The following is a 21,674-nucleotide window of genomic DNA, read 5'->3' as shown; positions in this document are numbered from 1 at the left end:
GGGAATGCCTCTAGGGACGCTCAGCGTCCAGTGACGCGGAGCGTCACGGGCTGCATGCCCACGCGGAGCGTGGGAACGATCATCGTACGGGGTCTATCCGGGCATAAAAAAACCCGGCAAAAGCCGGGTTTTTGACTGGCGCGCAGCTTAAGCGGTGAAGGTTTTGCCTTCGAACTGCTCAGCAACGAACTTCCAGTTGACCAGGTTCCAGAACGCTTCGACATACTTCGGACGAACGTTGCGGTAGTCGATGTAGTAAGCGTGTTCCCAGACGTCGCAGGTCAGCAGCGGGGTGTCGCCGCTGGTCAGCGGGTTGCCGGCGCCGATGGTGCTGGCCAGGGCCAGGGAACCGTCAGCCTTTTTCACCAGCCAGCCCCAGCCGGAACCGAAGGTGCCGATCGAGGTTTTGCTGAACTCTTCCTTGAACTTGTCGAACGAACCGAAGGCTGCGTTGATGGCTTCAGCCAGCGCGCCGGTTGGTTGACCGCCGGCGTTTGGCGCCAGGCAGTTCCAGTAGAAAGTGTGGTTCCAGACCTGAGCGGCGTTGTTGAAGATACCGCCCGAGGAAGTCTTGACGATTTCTTCCAGGGTCTTGCCTTCGAACTCGGTGCCTGGCACCAGGTTGTTCAGGTTCACGACATAGGTGTTGTGGTGCTTGTCGTGGTGGTATTCCAGGGTTTCCTTGGAAATGTGCGGCTGCAGGGCATCGTGTGCGTAAGGCAGCGGCGGCAATTCGAAAGCCATGATGATTCTCCTAATCAGGTCTGTTGCGGTGAGCGCAAGGCCGATCACGGGCGGCCAGAAATGCACCGGCGAGTTTTTACTCTTTGCGGCGCAGGGTTTCGATCATAGCACCGGGGTTGCGGCATAACCACGCAACAACTGTGTGGGATAGAGGTTCCAGAGCTGTTTGGAATAAATCAGCTCGCGAGAACTAGTTGCCCGGCAACCGTGAACATCATCAACGCCACTACCAGATCAAGGATCCGCCAGGTACTCGGACGTGCCAGCCACGGCGCCAGCCATGCCGCACCCAGCGCCAAGGTGAAAAACCACAGCAGCGAAGCGCTCGCCGCCCCCACTACATAAGCCCCTGGCACTGATTGCTGTGCGCCGAGCGAGCCAATCAACAACACCGTATCCAGATAAACGTGCGGGTTGAGCAGCGTGACCGCCAAAGCGCTGAGCATCACCGCCCGCAGCGAACGCACCGTTTGGTTCTCACCCTGCTCCAGGCTCTGTTTCGAACAGGCCCGGCGCAACGCCTGGCTGCCGTACCAGATCAGAAACGTCGCGCCACCCCAGCGGGCGATCGCCAACAGCGTCGGGTTCTGCGCCAGAACCGTCGCCAGTCCGAATACGCCAGCGGCGACCAGCAGCGCATCGCAGACCACGCACAGCGCCGCCACCGGCAAATGATGTTCACGTCGCAGGCTTTGCGCCAATACAAACGCGTTCTGCGTGCCGATCGCCATGATCAGCCCGAACGCCACCAGCAGGCCGTTCACATAGCTTTGCCACATGAGATTTACTCCGCGTTGGCTGCGAGATCGCGCAGCACTTGCATGGCGCGTTCGGCGTCGGCCTGGCCGACAAACAAATGGTCGTGGTAGTAACCGGCGATCACGTTACAACTGATCCCGGCCTTGCCCAGTGCTGTGGCAAACGCGGCGGTGAGGCCAACGGCTTCCAGCGCCGAATGCACGTTCAAGGTGATCCACGCGGCGACATAGCCGAAGCTGAAGCCGGCCTGTTCGGCATGGGCGCGTTGCAGAATCACGGTCAGGCCTTCCTTTTCACGGAAGCTGCCGACAATCTCCAGACCGCTCGGCAACACACCGTCGCGCAGGGTGCAGAACACGTATTCGCCGGCGTTGAGTTGCGGGCTCATGCTGCGCAACAACGTCGAGAGTGAAGTTTCGCCAGCCATCAGTGTGGTCCTTGAGAAAGAGTGCTTGCTGGCTATTCTCCGGTCGAAACCTGTATAAGAAAAACCAATATTGCTGATCGCTCATTAGGAAAACTGATGTTCGACTATAAATTGCTTTCTGCTCTGGCCGCCGTGGTCGAGCAGGCCGGTTTTGAACGGGCCGCGCAGGTGCTCGGTTTGTCGCAATCGGCGATTTCGCAGCGGATCAAGCTGCTCGAAGCGCGGGTCGGCCAACCGGTGCTGATTCGCGGGACGCCACCGTCACCGACCGAGATTGGCCGGCGCCTGCTCAACCATGTGCAACAGGTACGTTTGCTTGAACGCGACCTGCAAACGCTGGTCCCGGCGCTGGATGAAGAGGGCCTGCCGGAACGTCTGCGCATCGCGTTGAATGCCGACAGCCTCGCCACCTGGTGGGCCGAAGCGGTAGGCGATTTTTGTGCCGAACAACATTTGCTGCTCGATCTGATCGTCGAAGACCAGACCGTCGGCCTCAAACGCATGCGCGCCGGCGAAGTCGCCGCGTGCCTTTGCGCCAGCGAACGGCCGGTGGCCGGTGCGCGCAGTGTGTTGCTCGGCGCCATGCGTTATCGCGCGCTGGCCAGCCCGGCGTTCATCGAACGGCATTTCCCTGATGGCGTACGCGCCGAACAATTGCCGCGCACCCCGGCGCTGGTGTTCGGGCCTGACGATTTTCTCCAGCATCGCTATCTCGCTTCGCTGGGCGTGGATGGCGGATTCGAACACCATTTGTGCCCATCCTCGGAGGGTTTTATCCGCCTGACCGAAGTCGGACTGGGCTGGGGCCTGGTGCCGGAACTGCAAGTGCGCGAACAATTGCAACGCGGGTTATTGCGCGAACTGTTGCCAGATAAACCGATCGACGTGCCCTTGTACTGGCATCATTGGCGCAATGGCGGTCAGCTGCTGGGTTTGCTGACCGAGCAATTGGTGCGTTCATCGGCGCAATGGCTGGTGCCCTGGAAGCAGCCATGAGCGTCAAGCTGCAAGCGGCAAGTTAAAGCGCTTGCACACTGTTTTAATCTTGCAGCTCGAAGCTTGAAGCTCGCAGCTGGTTTCATTGGAGCTTTGCATGAAAATTCTGGTCACCGGCGCAAGCGGCTTCATTGGCGGACGCTTTGCGCGTTTCGCCTTGGAGCAGGGCCTGGACGTGCGGGTCAACGGTCGCCGGGCCGAGAGCGTCGAGCATCTGGTGCGCCGTGGTGCCGAGTTTGTCCCCGGCGATCTGACCGATGCCGATCTGGTTCGGGAGCTGTGTTCCGATGTTGAAGCCGTGGTGCACTGCGCTGGCGCTGTTGGACTGTGGGGACGCTATCAAGAATTCCATCAAGGTAACGTGCAGGTCACCGAAAACGTCGTCGAAGCCTGTCTGAAGCAGCGCGTCCGACGCTTGGTGCATTTGTCGTCGCCATCGATCTATTTCGATGGCCGCGATCATTTCAACCTGACCGAAGAGCAAGTGCCCAAGCGCTTCAAACATCACTACGCCGCAACCAAGTACCTGGCCGAACAAAAGGTCTTTGGCGCGCAGGAATTCGGCCTGGAAACCATCGCCCTGCGCCCGCGTTTCGTCACCGGCGCCGGCGACATGAGCATCTTCCCGCGCCTGCTCAACATGCAGCGCAAGGGCCGCCTGGCGATCATCGGCAATGGCCTGAACAAGGTCGATTTCACCAGTGTGCACAACCTCAACGAAGCGCTGCTCAGCAGTTTGCTGGCCGCCGGTTCCGCGCTGGGCAAGGCCTACAACATCAGCAACGGCGCGCCGGTGCCGTTGTGGGATGTGGTCAATTACGTGATGCGCAAGATGGAGGTGCCGCAGGTCACCAAGTACCGTTCGTATGGTCTGGCCTACAGCGTCGCGGCGCTCAACGAAGGGGCGTGCAAGCTCTGGCCCGGACGTCCGGAGCCAACCCTGTCGCGCCTGGGCATGCAGGTGATGAAAAAAAATTTCACCCTCGACATCAGCCGCGCCCGGCATTATCTGGACTACGATCCGAAAGTCAGCCTGTGGTCGGCGCTGGATGAGTTCTGTGCGTGGTGGAAAGCTCAGGACATCCGTTGAAACGATTCGGCCGGGCGGCAATGAACCGTGTAGCCGCTTGGGGGTCAATCCCTGCGGTTGCGGCGGTTATACTTCGCAGCATTTAGCCATCACCGCGTTTCACAAAGGTTGCCTCAATGTCCATGCGTAATGATGCCCACGACGATTTCGATGATGTCCCGAGCCTGCGTGCCGACACCTTCGACGACGATGACATTCCAACCACCGCCCGCACCTCCGTGCACTCGCGCACGCCACCGGTGGTCAAGGTCAAAGCCGCGAGCACCGGGCCGTTGTGGGCCTTGGTCGGCGCATTGTTTTTCGCCTTCGTCGGTCTGGCTTGGTGGAGCTTTCAGCAGATTTCGCTGATGGAGCAGCAACTGGTCGCGACCCAGGAAAGCTTTGCGCGGATCAGCGAAGAAGCGGCCGGACGTCTGCAGGACATTTCCGGTAAGGTCGTCGCCAGCCAGTCCAACGTCACCAGCGACAGCGAAGCCCTCAAGCTGCAAATCAAACAGCTCGAAGGCAAGCTGCTCGATCAGAGCAAACAGCAGCAAGGCGTAGCGGGGCAGGCCAGCGATCTGGACAAACGCCTGGCACAGATGACCGCGCAGACCACCGAACAGCAGAACGCCAACACCCAGTTGCAAGCGCAGGTCAAAGCCTTGACTGCGGAACTGGCGACGCTGAAAAGCACACCGGCCGACACCAGCAAGGTCGACACGCAGTTGAAGGCCTTCGATGCCCAGTTCAAAAGCCTTGGCGCCGATATTGCTGCACTGAAAAAGCAGGGCAATCCAAGCGCGGCGATCGATCGTCTTGAGCAGGAAATCGTCGTGCTCAAAAGCGAGCAGGACAATCGCCCGGCGGCACCGCAGGGTGGCGGCAATACCGCCGAGTTCGACGCCTTCCGTGGGCAGATGACCCGCAACATCAACACCCTTCAGGCGCAGATTCAGAATTTGCAGCAGCAGATCAACGCCCGCCCGTAAGGCCTGAACAACGCTGGTGGGGCTTGCCTCACCAGCGTATCCGCGACACGTTCAGAAACCGTCTGAATATCCATACATCACCCCAAGCCGTCTACGCTCTTGAAACACCAACAAGAACGAGGGATGCGCTATGGGGTTTTTGCATAAAGTGGCCTGGCTCGGCGTGATGTTACTGGCCGGTTTCGGCCAGGCCAGCGCCGCCACGACCGCCAAGGATGACAGTCAGGCCGCCATCGCCTTGCTGGAAAAAGCCCTGGCCTATTACCACGACAACGGCGACAAGGCGTTCGCCGCGTTCAGCCGCCAGGGCGAGTTTGTCGATAAGGATCGCTATGTATTCGTGGTCGATACCAAGGGCGTGATGCTTGCCAGTGGCGGACCTTCGTCGGCGTTGATCGGTCGGGACGTCAGCGAAGTACTCGGCCCGGATTTGCAGAAAACCTTCAAGGACGCGTTGAAAGTGCCGGAAGGTAATGGCATTCAGCAGGCCGAATACCGTTGGCAGAACTGGTCGGACGGCAAGGTCGAGCGCAAGCATGTGTATTACCAGCGCATTGGTCAGCGGATTCTGGCGGTGGGTTACTACTTGCCGCGAGCGTCACCGGAGCAGGCCAAGGCATTGCTCGACAAAGCGGCGACTGATCTGGGCAAAGACGAGAAGGGCACGCTGAGCGCGATCAACTCGCTCAAGGGCGGCTATTTGCAGGATGACCTGTATGTCTTCGTCGTCGACCTGAACACCCAGCGCTACGTCGCCCACGGCACTAATCTGCGCTTGATCAACACCGACTTCGGCAAGGTCAAGGATCCGGAAGGCAAACCGGTGGGCGAGCCGATTCTGGCGCTGATCGGCAAGCAGGATGAGGGTGAATATGAATACCGCTGGAAAAACCCGGTGACCGGCAAGGTCGAGGACAAGCATGCCTACCTGAAGAAGGCCGGGCATTTCCTTGTCGCCGTGGGTTACTACAGCCCCTGAGTGAAACACCGGCTTCCTGTAGGAGTGAGCCTGCTCGCGATGCGGTGTGTCATTTAACGATGATGTCGACTGACATACCGCATCGCGAGCAGGCTCACTCCTACAAGGGGTCTGCGTTGTTTGAATTATTTGGCGCCATGCTCGCGCCCGCGCAGCAGGTTGTTGGGCATCGCAATAGCCGCCGCCAAACCCAGCAACGACACCGCCGCACTCACCCACAACAAATGCCTAAACGTCACCAGCAGTTCTGCGCGCAAGGCGTTCTGCGCATCCCCCGGCGCGGCGTTCAAACCATCGAGCAGAACGTTGCCCGAATGCCCTTCGCTCATCAGCGAACTGCTCGCCAGATGGGCGAAATTCGAATCCTGCAGCAACGCCAGCAACAGTGCCGACATCAACGCCACGCCCACTGCGCCGCCGAGAGAGCGAAACAGGTTGGTGGTGCTGGTGGCTACGCCGATGTCGCGTTGTTCCACCGAATTTTGTGTACCGACCAACGAGGTCGGGAACTGCATGCCGCTGGAAATACCACAGAGCAACATGAACAGTGCGCTGAGCAGCGTCGCCTCCGGTGGGCTGAACGCCATGCCGAGAATCGCGATCGGCATCAGCAGAGCGCCGCTCAGAATCTGTGGTTTGTATCGCCCGGTGATCGACGTGCGCCGGCCAGCGAAAAATGCACCAATCGGCAACCCCATTGCCAACGGCAACAAGTGCAAAGCGGCGCTGTCAGCCCCGGCACCGGTGACGCTCTGAAAGCGCAGCGGCATCAGCACGATGAGCGAAATCGCCTGGAAACTGGTAAAGAAAATCGTGCACCAGCACAGCAGGGCGTTGCGGTTGGCGAACAGGTGCATCGGCAGCAACGGTTCCTTGGTCCGACGCTCATGCCAGACAAACACCGCCAACACCACCACCGCACAAGCGAACAGGCCAAGCACTTCACCGCTGCGCCACGAATGACCCTGACCAACCTGAGTAATGCCCAGCAGCAGGGCAGTGAGGCCGATGATCATCAGCACGGTGCCGAGGTAGTCGATGATTGGTTTGCGCTGGGGAATCGGCAGTCCGCGCAAGTTGCGCCGCGCCACCCACCAGGCACCGAGGCCCAGCGGCAGGTTGATCAGAAATACCCAGCGCCATGACAGGTACTCGGTCATGTAACCACCGAGTACCGGGCCGGCGACACTGGCCACTGCGTACATGCTGCTGAAGTAACCCTGATAACGCCCACGCTCACGCGGCGGCACGATGTCGCCGATGATCGCCTGACTCACCGAGATCATCCCGCCGGCGCCGATGCCCTGAAGGATTCGCGCCAGCACCAGTTGCTCCATGCTCTGCGCCATGCCGCAGAACAGCGAGGCGAGGGTGAACAGGCCCATGCCGAACAGCATCAGTTTGCGCCGTCCGTACAAGTCCCCGAGCTTGCCGTAGATCGGCACCGCCACCGTCATCGCGACCATGTACCCGGAAATCACCCAGGCGAGCAGGCTGACATCCTTGAACTGAGCAGAGATGGCCGGCATCGACACGGCGACGATGGTCTGGTCCAGCGCACCGAGAAAGATCGCCATCATCAGCGCGACCAGCACGCTGCGAATGGCCGGTTTGGGCGTTTCGGGGTGATTGAGATTGGTCACGGGCAAAACCTGCGGGCAGTGAGAGTCCCGCAGATCGTCAGGCGAGCGGGGATGCTCGCCAGTGTAAGTCGGTAGCAGGCTATTCGATAGCCTCGTAAGGAAGTCCGACGTAATTTTCTGCAATGGTTTTTCGCCCCGCTTCTGAACTGACAAAGTAGTCCAGTTCCGAGGCGCTGATGCGCTGGCTGAAAGCGTCGTGATCATCGAAACGGTGCAGCATCGAGGTCATCCACCAGGAAAAGCGTTCCGCTTTCCAGACGCGGCGCAGGCAGATTTCCGAGTACTTCTCGAGCAGATCGGTGCGCCCGTCGCGGTAAACCTTCAGCAGAATATTGAACAGCGTGCTGACGTCACTCGCCGCCAGATTCAAACCCTTGGCGCCAGTGGGCGGGACGATGTGCGCGGCGTCACCGACCAGAAACATCCGCCCGTATTGCATCGGCTCCACGACAAAACTGCGCAGAGGCGCGATGCTTTTTTCGATCGAAGGGCCGGTAACCAGTTTCTCGGCAAGCTCTACTGGCAGACGATTTTTCAATTCATCCCAAAAGCGCTGATCGCTCCAGTCATCGACGTTTTCATCCGCCGGTACTTGCAGGTAATAACGAGTGCGCGTTGCCGAACGCATGCTGCACAAGGCAAAGCCGCGTTCGTGGCGGGCGTAGACCAACTCGTCATGCACCGGCGGCGTGTCAGCCAGAATCCCCAGCCAGCCAAACGGATAAACCCGCTCGAAGACTTTCAGACTATCGGCCGGAATCGACTGCCGCGCGACGCCGTGGAAACCGTCGCAACCGGCGATGTAATCGCAATCGACGCGAAAGATTTCACCGTCCTTTTCAAAGGTGACAAAAGCTTCATCGCTTTTCATGCCGTGAGGAACGACATCGCGCGCCTGGTAAATCGTCGGCGCGCCAGCCTCCCGACGAGCGGCCATCAGGTCGCGGGTGACTTCGGTCTGGCCGTAGATCATCACCGTCTTGCCGCCGGTCAGCGCGTGCAGATCGATGTGCACCTGACGCCCGTCCAGCGCCAGATCGAAACCGCCATGCACCAGTCCTTCGGCGTCCATCCGCCGACTCACGCCAGCCTGACGCAACAGCTCTACCATGCCCTGTTCGAGCACACCGGCGCGGATGCGCCCGAGCACGTAATCGGGGGTCTGACGTTCAAGAATGAGGGTGTCGATGCCAGCGTTGTGCAACAACTGGCCGAGGAGCAGTCCGGAAGGACCGGCGCCAATAATGGCGACTTGGGTTTTCAGCGTTTTCATTGTTTTTATGACTCGCAAGCTTCACGCGGCCAAGACCGGTGAATGATTTTTATGGATCGAGTGCTTGCATTTTTCCCTTGCGGGTCTGTCAATTGAAGGTGAAAACTGAGCCGATACCTGTACATTCTGCCAATCGGTGCGATTATCGCCCACAACCCCGAGGCCTGGATTGAAGTGATGAACAAGCCTGAGCTGCCTTCGATTCCAGTGTTCAAGCTCTACGGTGAAAGCCTGGACTGGCCGACCCCTGACTTGCTGCACTGTGAAACCATTTCCTCCCGCAGTCGCGAACATGAGTGGGAAATCAAACCCCACCGCCATGCTGATTTGTGCCAATTACTCTTCGTCTTCAAAGGTCAGGCAGAGCTTGAGATCGAAGGGCAACGCACGCAACTCCACACCCCGGCCATTCAAGTGCTGCCACCGCTGTCGGTGCACGGCTTTCGTTTTTCCGAAGACGTCGAAGGGTTCATCGTTACCCTCGCCACACCGCTGATCAACCACTTGCAGGCGCAACTGGGCGATTCGGTACATGCGCTGGCCAGCGCAGAACACTATCCGGCCGGCCACGACGGCGATTACCTCAACAGTCTGTTCTCGGCGCTGCAGGCCGAGTACAACGGCCACCAACCGGCGCGGGAAATGCTCATGCATTCGCTGGTCAGCGTGATCATGGTCTGGGTCAGCCGTCAGGCAATCGTGCGGCACAAAGCCAGCCAGCGCCCGCAACGGCAGCGCGAATACCTCAATGGTTTCATTCAATTGGTCGAGGAGACTTATCGCCAGCACGTGAAGGTCGAGGACCTGGCGCATCGCCTGGGGATTTCGGTGTCGCACCTCAATGGCACGTGCCGAGAACTGGCGGGGCAACCGGCCTTGCAGATCATGCATGAACGGCAGTTGCTGGAGGCCAAGCGCTTGCTGACCTACACCAGCATGACGATTTACGAGATGTCGGAGTTGTTGGGTTTTTCCGATCCGACCAACTTCACGCGGCTGTTTCGGCGGCGGGTGGGGATATCGCCAAAGGCTTTCCGCGACAGCCTGAAGGCCGAGCATTAATCTCATAAACGCCGCAAAAACCTGTGGGAGCTGGCTTGCCAGCTCCCACAGGTAATGAGTCAACCTCAGGCTCAGCGCAATGCGTTCAGCGTGGCATTGTGTGGAATACAGCGCTCGAAGTTGCAGCTCGCGTACTCGCGCGGCAACTGTCGCAGCTGTTCGACCCGCCAGGCAGCGGTGCCGTACAGCGCCAGCGTGGCGGCGCAGGTGATGAAAATCGCGACGTACCTTCTTGTTTTGATGTTCATGGCGTAGACCTCTGAACGACATACCCTGCGGTATTACTTTCAGCATAGGTCAGCGGCGGGGAGTTGCCAGCGAGTGCGCTTGAGCTTGTAACTGGCCATTCAGCATATCGATAGCCACAGTGGATCGGGTTTACAGGCCGATATCCCATTCGGGGTTTTCGGGAAATCTGAGCACCAGAAAATCCAGCATGCTGCGCAGCGCCGCCGGCATGTGTTTGCGCGAGGCGTACACCGCATAGATGTTCATTTGCCGTGGTTCGGCATGGGGCAGCAGTCGCACCAGTTCACCGCTGTGAATATGCACCCCGGCCTGATAGGTCGGCAGCATCGCCACCCCTGCGCCAGCCAATGTTGCGCGCAATAACGTACTGGCTTCGTTGGCGCTGATATTACCCTGCACCGGCACCGAAACCGGTTCGCCATCCTCCTCGAAATGCCACAGGCTTTTGCCGAAATACGAGTGCGTCAGGCAGTTGTGTCGACTCAGTTCCTCGACCCGCAGAGGCGCCGGCTGTTCTTGCAGATACGCCGGCGCGGCGCAGACCACCGAACGACAAACGGTCAGGCGCCGGGCGATCAGGTTGGGGTCGAGATCGTTACTGGTACGAATCGCCAGATCGATGCGCTCATCCACCAGATTCACCGTGCGATCGAGCATTTGCAGGTCGATGCTCACACCGGGATAGCGTTTCACGTACGCCGCCATTGCATCCGCCAGTTGGGCCTGGCCGAACGAAGTACTGACGCTGATCCTTAGCAGCCCGCGCGGTGCGTCGTGGGGTTCGCTGACGGCGGCCTGCATGTCGGTCGACAGTTCGATCATCTGTCGGCAACGCGGCAGAATTTCACTGCCGGCAGCGGTCAGGCTCAACTTGCGCGTGGTGCGGTGCATCAGGCGTGCGCCGACCCAGTCCTCAAGCTCCGCCAGATAACGTGAAACCACCGGCCGCGACAGGTCCAGATGATCGGCCGCTGCCGACTGGCTGCCCAGATCCACCACGGTGACAAACACTCGCATTGCTTGGAGACGATCCATGATTTGCCCGCTTTCAGAAACAAACTATGTTCAAGCATCGCATTTTTTGTACTGAGTCAGGCAACTAAGCTCTGTTCCATCGCCAAACACGGCATTCGGACACCGGAGCAACAGATGATCGGTTTCACCACACTCAAACGCGTTCTGCTCGCCACCGCTTCCCTGGGTTTCGCCGCGCATGCCGCGGCTGCCAACCTGACCCTCGACGTCTATAACCCAGGTACAAATGCGATTTTCCCGGTGACCTCGGTACTGGTCAGCGGCGAGAAAGACGCGATCCTCGTCGATGCCCAGTTCGGCAAATCCCAGGCTGAACAGGTCGTGGAAAAGATCCGCGCCAGCGGCAAACACCTGACCACTATCTACATCAGCCACGGTGACCCGGATTACTACTTCGGTCTCGATACCCTGACTAAAGCATTCCCGGAAGCCAAGGTAGTGGCCTCGCAGCCGACGGTTGATCACATCAACCAAACCGTCGCCGGCAAACTGGCCTTCTGGGGGCCGAAAATGGGCGCCGACGTTCCGGCGAAAACCATCGTACCGGGCGTGCTCAAGGGCGACAGCCTGATGCTCGAAGGGCAGAAGTTGCAGGTGGTCGGCCTTGAGGGCAAACAGCCGGATCGCAGCTTTGTGTGGATTCCGTCGCTCAAGGCCGTGGTCGGTGGCGTCGTCGTTGCCGAGAACATTCACGTATGGATGGCCGATACCCAGAGCGCGCAATCCCACGCCGATTGGCTGGAAACATTGCACGCGATCGAAACCCTCAAGCCGAACACCGTGGTGCCAGGCCATTACCTCGGCAACAGCAGCCGTTCGCTGGCCAGCGTGAAATTCACCGCCGACTACATTAAGGCGTTCGACGCGGAAACCGCCAAGGCCAAAGACTCCACCGCACTGATCAAGGCGATGAAAAAACGCTACCCGAAACTGGGTGAGGAAAGCTCGCTGGAGCTGAGCGCGAAAGTCGCCAAGGGCGAAATGCAGTGGTAAGCCGATTCTGAAAAACGCAGCACTCTCAAGCCAACTGGAGAATGTCATGAGCAAGATCGCAATCATTGGTGCCACCGGCCGCGCCGGTAGCCAATTGCTGGAAGAAGCCCTGCGTCGTGGCCATAGCGTGACCGCTATCGCCCGCGACACCTCGAAGATCGGCGCCCGCGCCGGTGTGGTCAGCAAGAATGTCGATGTGCTGGATTCCGCAGCGCTGCAAGACGTGGTGGCCGGTCATGATGTGGTGATCACCGCCGCGCATTTCGCCACCGTCCCTGCGGCGGCGATTGTCGAACCAGTGAAGCAGGCGGGCGTGCAGCGCTTGCTGGTGGTCGGCGGTGCTGGTTCGTTGTTGCTGCCGGACGACACTCGGGTGATCGACAGTGCGGGTTTTCCGGCGGAGTACAAAGCTGAAGCCAGTGCCGGTGCGGCGTTTCTTGAGGCGTTGCGTCAGGAGCAAACGCTGGACTGGACCTTTCTGTCGCCGTCGGCGGAGTTTGTTGAAGGTGAGCGCACGGGGAGTTTCCGTGTCGGCCAGGATCACTTGCTGGTGAGCGCTGAAGGGCGTAGCTGGATCACTTTTGCTGATTACGCGATTGCGTTGATCGACGAGGTGGAAACGCCGAAGCATTCGCGTCAGCGGTTTACCGTCGGGTACTGAGTGAATCCTTGCCCCTCACCCCAGCCCTCTCCCGAGGGAGAGGGCTGGGGTGAGGTGTCTGGCGTTGTACATCGACCTGAGTGATCGAGTCGATTATGGATTCAACGCAGTAATTTCACGTCGGCGTATTTCTAGAGCATCCCCTAATCAGTCCCCTCTCCCTCTGGGCGGTCCGACGTTTCGGGAGGGTTAGGGTGAGGGGAAATAGCCTCACCGCAAATGCGCCTGCTCAACCAGCCAGATCATCAATTCCTCCAACTGCGGCGAAGGCTCGGTTCCCGCAGGCACCACCACGTAATACGCCAGCCCCGTCTTCACCTTCAACGCAAACGGCATCACCAGCCGTCCCGCGCGCAAGTCATCACCAATCAACGACCAGTCTCCAATCGCCACCCCCGTGCCATGCGACGCCATCGACATCGCCTGATCCAGCGTTTCGAAATGCTGGCCCAGGTTCACGTTGTTCAATTGCAACTCGGCCGCTGTCAGCCAGACCTTCCAGTCCTGAGTGTCGGAAGTCGGATGCAGCAACAAGTGCTGTTGCAGATCCGCCGGCTCGAACAACGCTGGCGGGCCTTTCAACAGTGCCGGTGAACAGACCGGGGTCAGTTGCTCATCGAACAGGTGCAGGGCAGTCGAGGAGTTGTCCGGCGGCGTTCCATAGATCACCGCCGCGTCAAATTGCTCGCGCTGAAAGTCCACGCCATGGGCCAGGGTGGTGGTCAGTTTGACCGGCACATCCGGGCGTTCCTTTTGCCATTGCAGCAGGCGTGGCACCAGCCAGCGCATCACACAACTGGGGGCCTTGAGTTGCAGGGTTTCGCGCTTGAGACCGATCTGCTCGGTGGCCTCAGTGATCAGACCGAAAACCTTCTCCACTCGCGGCAACCATTCCCTTCCTTCAGCCGTCAGCTCCAGCCCTCGGGCCAGGCGGATGAACAATTCATACCCCAGATGATCTTCCAGTCCGGCGATCTGCCGGCTCACCGCGCCCTGGGTGATGTGCAACTGCTCGGCGGCCCGGGTGAAGTTGCAGCACTGCGCGGTGATCAGAAACGTATGCAGGGCGGGCAGGGGGGGCAGTCGTTTCATGTGGATCCAAGGTATGACGTGAGGACATGGCTAGTATGACTTTTAATCGATTGTTGCCGCTACCTGCCGACCGTTCAATGAGCCCATGAAGGGCCCTCTGTAGGAGTGAGCCTGCTCGCGATAGCGGTGAGTCAGTCACCGCAGTGTTGAATGTGAAGACGCTATCGCGAGCAGGCTCACTCCTACAGAAAGGCCCTGTGTTTTTAGCTGACAAAAGGGCAATGACATGGCGACGTGTGGCGAAGTACTGGTCAAGTTACTCGAAGATTACGGGGTCGAGCAGGTGTTCGGCATTCCCGGCGTGCACACCGTGGAGTTGTATCGCGGGCTGGCCCGTTCGAGCATCAACCACGTCACCCCACGGCATGAGCAGGGCGCCGGTTTCATGGCCGACGGTTATGCGCGCACCAGCGGTAAACCGGGGGTGTGCTTCATCATCACCGGCCCGGGCATGACCAACATCACCACGGCCATGGGCCAGGCTTACGCCGATTCGATTCCGATGCTGGTGATCTCCAGCGTGCAGAGCCGCAACCAGTTGGGCGGTGGGCGCGGCAAGCTGCACGAGTTGCCGAGCCAGAGCGCATTGGTCGCTGGCGTCGCGGCGTTCTCCCACACGCTGATGTCGGCGTCGGAGTTGCCGGGCGTGCTCGCTCGCGCATTCGCCTTGTTCCAGGCCGGCCGTCCGCGTCCGGTGCACATCGAAATCCCGCTGGACGTGCTGGTAGAAGAAGCCGATGACTTGCTCGCCAGCGTTCCGGTCAACATCGATCGCGCCGGCGCCGCGCCCGCCGCTGTGAGCCGTATGAGCGAGTTGCTCGCCGGCGCTCAGCGTCCCTTGATCCTCGCCGGTGGCGGTGCGATTGATGCCGCTGCCGAACTCACCGAACTGGCCGAACTGCTCGATGCACCGGTGGCGCTGACCATCAATGCCAAGGGCATGTTGCCGTCGACGCATCCGCTGCTGATCGGTTCGACGCAAAGCCTGGTCGCCACCCGCGCGCTGGTCGCCGACGCCGATGTGGTGCTGGCGATCGGCACCGAACTGGCCGAAACCGATTACGACGTGACCTTCGCCGGTGGTTTCGAGATTCCCGGCAAACTGCTGCGCATTGATATCGATGCCGACCAGACCGTGCGTCACTATCCGCCACACGTGGCATTGGTTGCCGATTCACGCAATGCCGCGCAGGCGCTGCTCAGCGCCTTGTCGCAAAAAGCGCTGGCTGAGCGCCGCAACGATTGGGGCCAGGTGCGCGCCGCGCGTCTGCGTGAAGATCTCGCCGCAACCTGGGATGCCCCGACCCTGGCGCAAACCCGCTTCCTCGAAACCGTGCTGCATGAATTGCCCGACGCGGTGTTCGTCGGCGACTCCACGCAACCGGTGTACACCGGCAACCTCACGTTCAATCCGGAGCGTCCGCGCCGCTGGTTCAACTCGTCGACCGGTTACGGCACCCTCGGCTATGCGTTGCCGGCCGCGATTGGCGCATGGCTCGGTGGCCAACTCGACAAAGGTGCACGGCCACCGGTGGTGTGCCTGATCGGCGACGGCGGTTTGCAATTCACCCTGCCGGAACTGGCCAGCGCCGTCGAAGCGCGCACGCCGGTGATTGTCCTGTTGTGGAATAACCAGGGCTACGAAGAGATCAAGAAATACATGGTCAACCGCGCCATCGAACCGGTTGGCGTCGATATCTACACCCCGGACTTTATCGGTGTGGCCAAGGCCCTCGGTTGCGCTGCCGAAGCGATCAGCTCGGTGGAACAACTGCGCAGTGCGCTACGTGCGGCGACCGATCGCCAAGGCCCGACCGTGATCGAAATCGACCAGAACCAGTGGATGCAGGCGGTGGCCCAATGATCAGTTTCCCAACCACACTCGACGGCCTCTACATCAACGGTCAATGGTCGGCCGGCCGCGAACATCTGCGCGTGATCAACCCGGCCACCGAGGCGTTGCTGACCACGGTCAATGGCGGTGACGAGCACGCGGTCGAGCAAGCGGTCGCCGCTGCCACTGCCGCGTTCAAGGATTGGTCACAAACCAGCGGTGCCGAGCGCGGCGCAATCCTGCGCAACATCGCCAATGGCGTGCGCAACGGTCGCGATCACTTGATGAACCTGCAGTCGAGCAACAACGGTAAACCGCAGTTCGAAGCGGCCATCGACGTCGACGATGTGATCGCCACGTTCGAGTACTACGCCGAACTCGCCGAAGGCCTCGACGCCAGACAGGACAGCAACGTGCCGCTGCCCAGCGATGATTTCAGCGCACGCCTGCGCCGCGAGCCGTGCGGTGTGGTCGGGCTGATCGTGCCGTGGAATTTCCCGATGGTCACCACCGCGTGGAAACTCGCCCCGGCGCTGGCCGCCGGGTGCTGCGTGGTGCTGAAGCCATCGGAAGTCACGCCGCTGCCAGAGCTGGAGCTGGCGGCGATCATCGCCGAAGCCGGCCTGCCCACAGGCGTGTTCAACGTCGTTTGCGGTACTGGTCTGGCGGTCGGTGCACCACTGTCGGCGGATCCGCGCATCGCCAAGATTTCCTTCACCGGTAGCAACGCCGTCGGTGTCCAGGTGATGCAGCGCGCCGCTGAAACGGTGAAGGGCGTGAGTCTGGAGCTGGGCGGCAAATCTTCGCTGCTGGTGCTCGAAGATGCTGATCTGGAACTGGCAGTCGAGCTGGCTTGCGGTGGCGGTTTCTTCAATGCCGGACAGATGTGCTCGGCTACCAGCCGCGTGTTGGTCGCCGATGAGCTGGCAGACGAATTCCTCGAACGTTTGCACAAGCGTGCGCAAGCAATTCGCGTCGCCGACCCGTTCGACCCGGACGTGGAGATGGGCGCACTGGTCAATCAGGCGCAATACCAGCGTGTGCTTGGTCACATCGACCGCGGTCTCAGTGCTGGCGCGAAACTGCTTTGCGGCGGCAATCGTCCGGCAGATTTGCCGCGCGGCTATTTTTTGCAGCCAACCGTGTTCACCGACGTGCCCCTCGACAGTGCGCTGTGGTGCGAAGAGATTTTTGGCCCGGTGCTGTGCGTGCGCCGTTTCAGCAGCGAAGCCGAGGCAATTGCCTTGGCCAACGACAGCCAATTCGGCCTGGTCGCCAGTGTGGTGACGCGTAACGCCGAGACCGCCGAGCGGGTCGCCAACGCCCTGCAGGCGGGGCTGGTGTGGCTCAACGCACCGCAAGTGATCTTCCCGCAAACGGCGTGGGGTGGTTACAAGCAGAGCAGTATCGGCCGCGAGTTGGGGCCATGGGGCCTGGCCGCTTTTCAGGAAATCAAACACGTGATCCGGGCGCTCTGAACGCCCGAAAAAGGTCAGCGCATGCCTCGCAACGAGGCATGCGTCGGCGTCATGGCTTCAATGAGTTTTTATCGATAGTCAGGTGTTTTGCACGACCTCAGGATGAACCCGTCGGCAGCGCTAAAGCCCTTGTAAAACGGGGCTTGGCGCGGATCCGGCCGCGCGGATGCAACGGTTGCGACCAACCTCATACTTAAAAGAACAAAGGGAGTCCGTCATGGGCGAGCACGATCTGAACAGGCGTCAATTCATTAAAACCGTCGGCGTCGCCTCGGTGGCGGCGGCCGCCCTGAGCATGCCCTTCATCCGGGCGAGCGCCAGCGACACGCGTTTTGCCGGCAAGACCCTGCGTTTGCTGACCTGGTCGGATGACACCGGCCTCGCCGCACTGCGTAACATCGCCGCGACGTTCGAAGCCAAGACCGGTGCCAAGGTCATCGCCGACCGCACCGGCAGCACCTCGGAAATGGTCGCCAAACTCAAGGCCGGCGGTGACCGTCCGCAGTACGACATCATCACCCTGGCCGGTGTCGGTGCCGAGGGTCTGGCCGCCGCCGGGCTGCTGGAAAAACCTGATTTAAACCGCATTCCCAACCTGGTCGACGTCCCGGAACAATACCGCACCGGCGCCAATGGCCACGGCATCGGTTATCTGTTGTGGTGCAACAGTCTGGTCTACAGCACCCGCACACAAAAAGACGCGCCAAGCAGTTACGCCGCGTTGTGGGATGCCGATCTGGCGCCGAACATTTTCCTGCCGCCGCCGAACTGGACCGAAGCGATGGACCTGATCATCATCGCCGCGAAACTGGCCGGCGGTGACGAACACAACATCGAGCCGGGCTTCAAGAAACTCGCCGAACTCAAGGATCGCGTGGTGACTTTGGGTGAAAACCCGAACCAGATCGCCGAACTGTTCCGCACCGGATCGCTGGACATGGGCGGCCTCTATGCGCCGGCATTTTTCCCCAAGCAGATCCGCGATCCGAACTACGGCCTCGGTGCTACCTTCGGCATGAAGGAAGGTTTTTACACCGACCTGATGCTTTCGGTGATGCCGAAGAATCGTCCGGGCGACACCGATCTGGCTTACGCGTTTATCGATCACTCCCTCGACCCGCTGGTGCAGGGCAAGATGGCCGAAGACATCTTCAACGGCCCGGTCAACGCCAAGGCGATCATCTCCGCCGAAGCGCGCAAGAGCCCGTTCATCCTCACGCCGGAGCAGATTGCCGAGAAGGCGATCATGCACGACAACGCCTTCCTGGCCACCGTGCATGACCAATGGATTCGTCGCTATACGGAAATTTTTTCTTCCTGACGCCGAACTCCCCCTGTAGGAGCTGCCGAAGGCTGCGATCTTTTGCCTTTGATCTTCTCTGAGCAGATGAGGATCAACAGCAAGATCAAAAGATCGCAGCCTTCGGCAGCTCCTACAGGGATGTGTTGTTTGGCTTTCCATTGACGAGATCATTGCTATGGAACATCAATCCCTGACCCAAGCGGTCGGCGCCGCTGACGTGCGCCCGACGCGCGCTGTTTCACCGACTGCGCGGGCGTGGCTTTTCCTCACGCCGTCGATGCTGTTTCTCGGCGTGCTGATCGCCGCCAGCCTGCTGGTGCTGCGCATGAGCGTCGGCACCAAAGGCGCGGAGTGGAGCGGTTTCAGCCTGGCCAGTTATGCCCAGTTGCTCGAACCGTACTACCTGAAATCCTTGTTGCTGACCTTGCGTCTGGCGCTGATCAGCGCGGTGATTGCCGTGGTGTTGGCGATCCCGGTGGCGTACACCATGTCGCGGCTGACCTCGCCGTTTCTGCGACGGATTTTCCTCGCGGCGGTACTGCTGCCGTTGCTGGTCAATCTGCTGCTGCAAAGCTACGGCTGGCTGGTGATTCTCGGACCGGCCGGCATGCTCAATCAGGCGCTGATGGGGCTCGGCCTGATCAAGCGCCCGATCATGTTGCTGTACAACCAGAACGGCGTATTGATGGGGCTGGTGCAAACCGCGTTTCCGCTCGCCGTGCTGCCGATCGCCAGTGCCATGCGCGGCGTCGCCCGCACTTATGAGGAAGCCGCCGCGACCCTCGGCGCCAGCCGTTTTCAGGTGTTCCGCCAAGTGGTATTGCCGATGAGTTTGCCCGGGATCATCACTGGCGCAACGCTGGTGTTCGCTTACAACGCCAGCAGCTTCGTCGTTCCGTTGCTGCTCGGCGGTCGTCGCGTGCCGATGCTGGCGGTGATGGTGCATGACCAGATCGCGCCGCTGATGAACTGGCCTGCCGCGTCCGCTGCCGGTGTCGTACTGATTGTCACCACGCTGGCGATCATGACCTTGTCCGAATACATCACTGGCCGTCGTCGGCGTCTGCTGGAGGCTTCGCAATGAGTGCCCTGACCAAAAAGCGCATGGCGCTGTTGCCCGGCGAAACCGGCAAATTCGCCGGCATCCTCTCCGGCTTCATTCTGCTGCTGGCGGTGCTGCCGATCCTGACCATGATCGTCATGTCGTTCAGCGGTGCGTCGAACCTCGACTTCCCGCCGAGCAGCTACAGCCTGCAATGGTACAAAGCGGCCTGGCACACCTTCGTTTCGCCGGACGCCAGCGATGTGCTGAGCCTCGGTCAGGCGATGGCCACCAGTCTGCTGGTGTCGTGCCTGACGATGATCTTCGCCACGCTGATCGCCGTGCCCGCGGCTTACGCGTTGACCCGTTGCGAGTTCCGTGGCAAAGCCGTGGCGCTGCAACTGATGTCGCTGCCGCTGGTGTTTCCGATGGTGGTGTTGGGTCTGGCCTTGCTGCTGGTGTTCGACAGCCTGCCGTTCCACATGACCACCTCGCGATTGGTGATCGCCCACGTGATTCTGGCCTTGCCGTTTGTGGTGAAAAACTGCACGGCGGCGATGCTTTCCATCGGCAGCGAAGTCGAGGAAGCGGCGCGGATGCTCGGCGCCTCGCCATTGCGCGCGATTGTCGATGTGGTGGTGCCGTTGATGAAGTCGGGGATTCTGGCGGGCATGCTGCTGGCGTTCATCGTCTCGTTCAACGAGTTCACCGTGACCTATTTCCTCTACACCATCGACGTCATGACCGTGCCGATCTGGATGTACAGCCGCACCGTGTCATCGCTCGACCCTACCGTGTTCTCGTTTGCCGTGCTGATCGTGCTGATCGACTTCGTCCTGATCTGGGCGCTGGAGAAGCTGGTGGGCGAGGGCGGCGTTTCCTTTTGATTTGAGGTGCAACATGACTGGTCTGATTCTGGAAAACGTCGAGAAATTCTACGGCTCGGCGTGCGCGGTACAAGACGTCAACCTGCATTTGCCGGAAGGCAAACTGGTGTGTTTCCTCGGCCCGTCCGGCTGCGGCAAAACCACCCTGCTGCGGATGATCGCCGGGCTGGAAACCCTCACTGGCGGCGAGATTCGCCTGGACGGCGAGGACATCGGCCAGACCCCGGCGCACCTGCGCAACTTCGGCATGGTGTTCCAGTCGCTGGCGCTGTTCCCGCACATGACCGTCGGCGAGAACATCGCCTACCCGTTGAAACTGCGCGGCGTCAGCAAGGCTGATCGGCACAAACGCGTTGTCGAGTTGCTGGAGCTGATCCAGTTGCAGGCGATGATCGATCGCCCGGTGGCGAAACTTTCCGGCGGTCAGCGGCAGCGCGTGGCGATTGCCCGGGCGATTGCCTCGCACCCGAAAATCCTCCTGCTCGATGAGCCGCTGTCGGCGCTCGACGCCAAGCTGCGCGAATCGATGCAGGTGGAAATCCGCCAACTGCAACAGCGCCTGAACATCACCACAATCATGGTCACCCACGATCAGCGCGAAGCGATGACCATGGCGGATATCGTCGTGGTGCTGGGCGAGCACAAGGTGCAGCAGGTCGGCACGCCGATCGAAATCTACCGGCATCCGGCCAACGAGTTTGTCGCTGACTTCATCGGCTCGGGCAATATTTTCCCGGCTACCGCATTGGGTGATGGCAAGGTCAGCCTGCCCGGCGGTGATGCGCTGCAAGTGCCGATCTGCAGCAGCATTGTCGTGGGGCAGAAAGTGAAGATGCTGATTCGTCCGGAAGACCTGCAACTGTCTGCGCCGCAAGCGACGGCGGGCAATCGATTGCTCGGCAAGGTGACGTTTGTGCGCGATATCGGCGCGACCATCGAGACCACGGTGGAGTGTTCCGGGGTGACGTTTACGGCGTTGAGCACGCCGTGTCAGGGAATCGGATTGGGGATTGGCCATCCGGTGTCGGTGACGTTGCCGGTGGAGGCTTGTCGGGTGTTGGGGGCGTAGAGCGAGGTCTGACTCCGAATCGCCCCTCACCCCAGCCCTCCCGAAACGTCGGACCGCCCGGAGGGAGAGGGAGCCAACCGAGGTGTC

General features: G+C 60.4%; 21 protein-coding genes. 13 read left to right on the top strand and 8 right to left on the bottom strand.

Going from position 1 to position 21,674, the window contains the following annotated elements; all coding sequences use genetic code 11:
• Positions 1–147: 147 nt before the first annotated feature.
• The 3 genes from PMI23_RS14440 to PMI23_RS14430 all read right to left on the bottom strand — a co-directional run bounded on the left by PMI23_RS14440 (position 148) and on the right by PMI23_RS14430 (position 1,930).
• Entirely contained in the window at positions 148–744 is a 597-nt protein-coding gene (locus tag PMI23_RS14440; RefSeq protein ID WP_007918933.1) for a superoxide dismutase, read from the bottom strand.
• 176 nt (positions 745–920) lie between these two features.
• Complete coding sequence (locus PMI23_RS14435; RefSeq protein ID WP_007918932.1) at positions 921–1,523, bottom strand: LysE/ArgO family amino acid transporter; 603 nt, start codon at positions 1,521–1,523, stop codon at positions 921–923.
• Positions 1,524–1,528: 5 nt separating this feature from the next.
• Positions 1,529–1,930, bottom strand: coding sequence for an ACT domain-containing protein (locus PMI23_RS14430; protein WP_007918931.1), 402 nt, complete (start codon positions 1,928–1,930; stop codon positions 1,529–1,531).
• 96 nt (positions 1,931–2,026) lie between these two features.
• Between PMI23_RS14430 and PMI23_RS14425 the strand changes: the two genes are divergently transcribed.
• From PMI23_RS14425 to PMI23_RS14410, 4 genes are all read left to right on the top strand, one after another.
• Positions 2,027–2,926, top strand: a complete 900-nt coding sequence (locus PMI23_RS14425; protein WP_007918929.1) for a LysR family transcriptional regulator ArgP — start codon at positions 2,027–2,029, stop codon at positions 2,924–2,926.
• Positions 2,927–3,023: 97 nt separating this feature from the next.
• On the top strand, positions 3,024–4,016 hold the full coding sequence (locus PMI23_RS14420; RefSeq protein WP_007918926.1) for an NAD-dependent epimerase/dehydratase family protein: 993 nt from the start codon (positions 3,024–3,026) through the stop codon (positions 4,014–4,016).
• Between the two features lie 116 nt (positions 4,017–4,132).
• The gene (locus PMI23_RS14415; protein WP_007918924.1) at positions 4,133–4,987 is read left to right on the top strand and encodes a hypothetical protein; all 855 of its coding nucleotides are present in this window, start codon (positions 4,133–4,135) and stop codon (positions 4,985–4,987) included.
• A gap of 130 nt (positions 4,988–5,117) precedes the next feature.
• Complete coding sequence (locus tag PMI23_RS14410) at positions 5,118–5,966, top strand: cache domain-containing protein (RefSeq protein WP_007918922.1); 849 nt, start codon at positions 5,118–5,120, stop codon at positions 5,964–5,966.
• A 125-nt stretch (positions 5,967–6,091) separates the two neighbouring features.
• Here the strand turns inward: PMI23_RS14410 and PMI23_RS14405 are convergent, their stop codons facing one another.
• Positions 6,092–7,609, bottom strand: a complete 1,518-nt coding sequence (locus PMI23_RS14405) for an MDR family MFS transporter (protein WP_007912641.1) — start codon at positions 7,607–7,609, stop codon at positions 6,092–6,094.
• Between the two features lie 79 nt (positions 7,610–7,688).
• Entirely contained in the window at positions 7,689–8,873 is a 1,185-nt protein-coding gene (pobA, locus tag PMI23_RS14400) for a 4-hydroxybenzoate 3-monooxygenase (RefSeq protein WP_177321056.1), read from the bottom strand.
• A 186-nt stretch (positions 8,874–9,059) separates the two neighbouring features.
• Between pobA and PMI23_RS14395 the strand changes: the two genes are divergently transcribed.
• On the top strand, positions 9,060–9,944 hold the full coding sequence (locus PMI23_RS14395; RefSeq protein WP_007912638.1) for a helix-turn-helix domain-containing protein: 885 nt from the start codon (positions 9,060–9,062) through the stop codon (positions 9,942–9,944).
• Between the two features lie 71 nt (positions 9,945–10,015).
• Here PMI23_RS14395 and PMI23_RS29870 read toward each other — a convergent pair whose 3' ends face one another.
• The gene (locus PMI23_RS29870; protein WP_007912636.1) at positions 10,016–10,192 is read right to left on the bottom strand and encodes a hypothetical protein; all 177 of its coding nucleotides are present in this window, start codon (positions 10,190–10,192) and stop codon (positions 10,016–10,018) included.
• A 130-nt stretch (positions 10,193–10,322) separates the two neighbouring features.
• Positions 10,323–11,228, bottom strand: a complete 906-nt coding sequence (locus PMI23_RS14390) for a LysR family transcriptional regulator (protein ID WP_007912634.1) — start codon at positions 11,226–11,228, stop codon at positions 10,323–10,325.
• Positions 11,229–11,342: 114 nt separating this feature from the next.
• Here PMI23_RS14390 and PMI23_RS14385 point away from each other — a divergent pair, with 114 nt between their 5' ends.
• Together PMI23_RS14385 and PMI23_RS14380 are read left to right on the top strand one after the other, a co-directional pair.
• Positions 11,343–12,221, top strand: coding sequence for an MBL fold metallo-hydrolase (locus PMI23_RS14385; protein WP_007912632.1), 879 nt, complete (start codon positions 11,343–11,345; stop codon positions 12,219–12,221).
• A 46-nt stretch (positions 12,222–12,267) separates the two neighbouring features.
• Positions 12,268–12,882 (top strand): NAD(P)-dependent oxidoreductase, encoded by a 615-nt coding sequence (locus PMI23_RS14380; RefSeq protein WP_007912631.1) that lies wholly within the window; start codon positions 12,268–12,270, stop codon positions 12,880–12,882.
• Positions 12,883–13,092: 210 nt separating this feature from the next.
• On the opposite strand, the gene PMI23_RS14375 is transcribed toward PMI23_RS14380, so the two are convergent.
• Complete coding sequence (locus PMI23_RS14375) at positions 13,093–13,974, bottom strand: LysR substrate-binding domain-containing protein (protein ID WP_007912629.1); 882 nt, start codon at positions 13,972–13,974, stop codon at positions 13,093–13,095.
• 226 nt (positions 13,975–14,200) lie between these two features.
• Between PMI23_RS14375 and PMI23_RS14370 the strand changes: the two genes are divergently transcribed.
• From PMI23_RS14370 to PMI23_RS14345, 6 genes are all read left to right on the top strand, one after another.
• A complete protein-coding gene (locus PMI23_RS14370) occupies positions 14,201–15,838 on the top strand; it encodes a 5-guanidino-2-oxopentanoate decarboxylase (RefSeq protein ID WP_007912627.1) in 1,638 nt (545 codons plus the stop codon).
• Complete coding sequence (locus PMI23_RS14365; protein ID WP_176472306.1) at positions 15,838–17,286, top strand: aldehyde dehydrogenase family protein; 1,449 nt, start codon at positions 15,838–15,840, stop codon at positions 17,284–17,286. Before PMI23_RS14370 ends, PMI23_RS14365 begins: the two co-directional genes overlap by 1 nt.
• Before the next feature lie 217 nt (positions 17,287–17,503).
• The gene (locus PMI23_RS14360) at positions 17,504–18,607 is read left to right on the top strand and encodes an ABC transporter substrate-binding protein (RefSeq protein WP_007912623.1); all 1,104 of its coding nucleotides are present in this window, start codon (positions 17,504–17,506) and stop codon (positions 18,605–18,607) included.
• A gap of 157 nt (positions 18,608–18,764) precedes the next feature.
• Complete coding sequence (locus tag PMI23_RS14355) at positions 18,765–19,673, top strand: ABC transporter permease (RefSeq protein ID WP_007912621.1); 909 nt, start codon at positions 18,765–18,767, stop codon at positions 19,671–19,673.
• Positions 19,670–20,518, top strand: coding sequence for an ABC transporter permease (locus tag PMI23_RS14350; RefSeq protein WP_007912618.1), 849 nt, complete (start codon positions 19,670–19,672; stop codon positions 20,516–20,518). Before PMI23_RS14355 ends, PMI23_RS14350 begins: the two co-directional genes overlap by 4 nt.
• Before the next feature lie 13 nt (positions 20,519–20,531).
• Positions 20,532–21,587, top strand: coding sequence for an ABC transporter ATP-binding protein (locus PMI23_RS14345; protein ID WP_007912616.1), 1,056 nt, complete (start codon positions 20,532–20,534; stop codon positions 21,585–21,587).
• Positions 21,588–21,674 lie beyond the last annotated feature (87 nt).

Source organism: Pseudomonas sp. GM24, from assembly GCF_000282235.1.
In the GTDB taxonomy this organism is placed as follows: Bacteria; Pseudomonadota; Gammaproteobacteria; order Pseudomonadales; family Pseudomonadaceae; genus Aquipseudomonas.
This window is presented reverse-complemented; position numbering and strand designations above follow the sequence as displayed.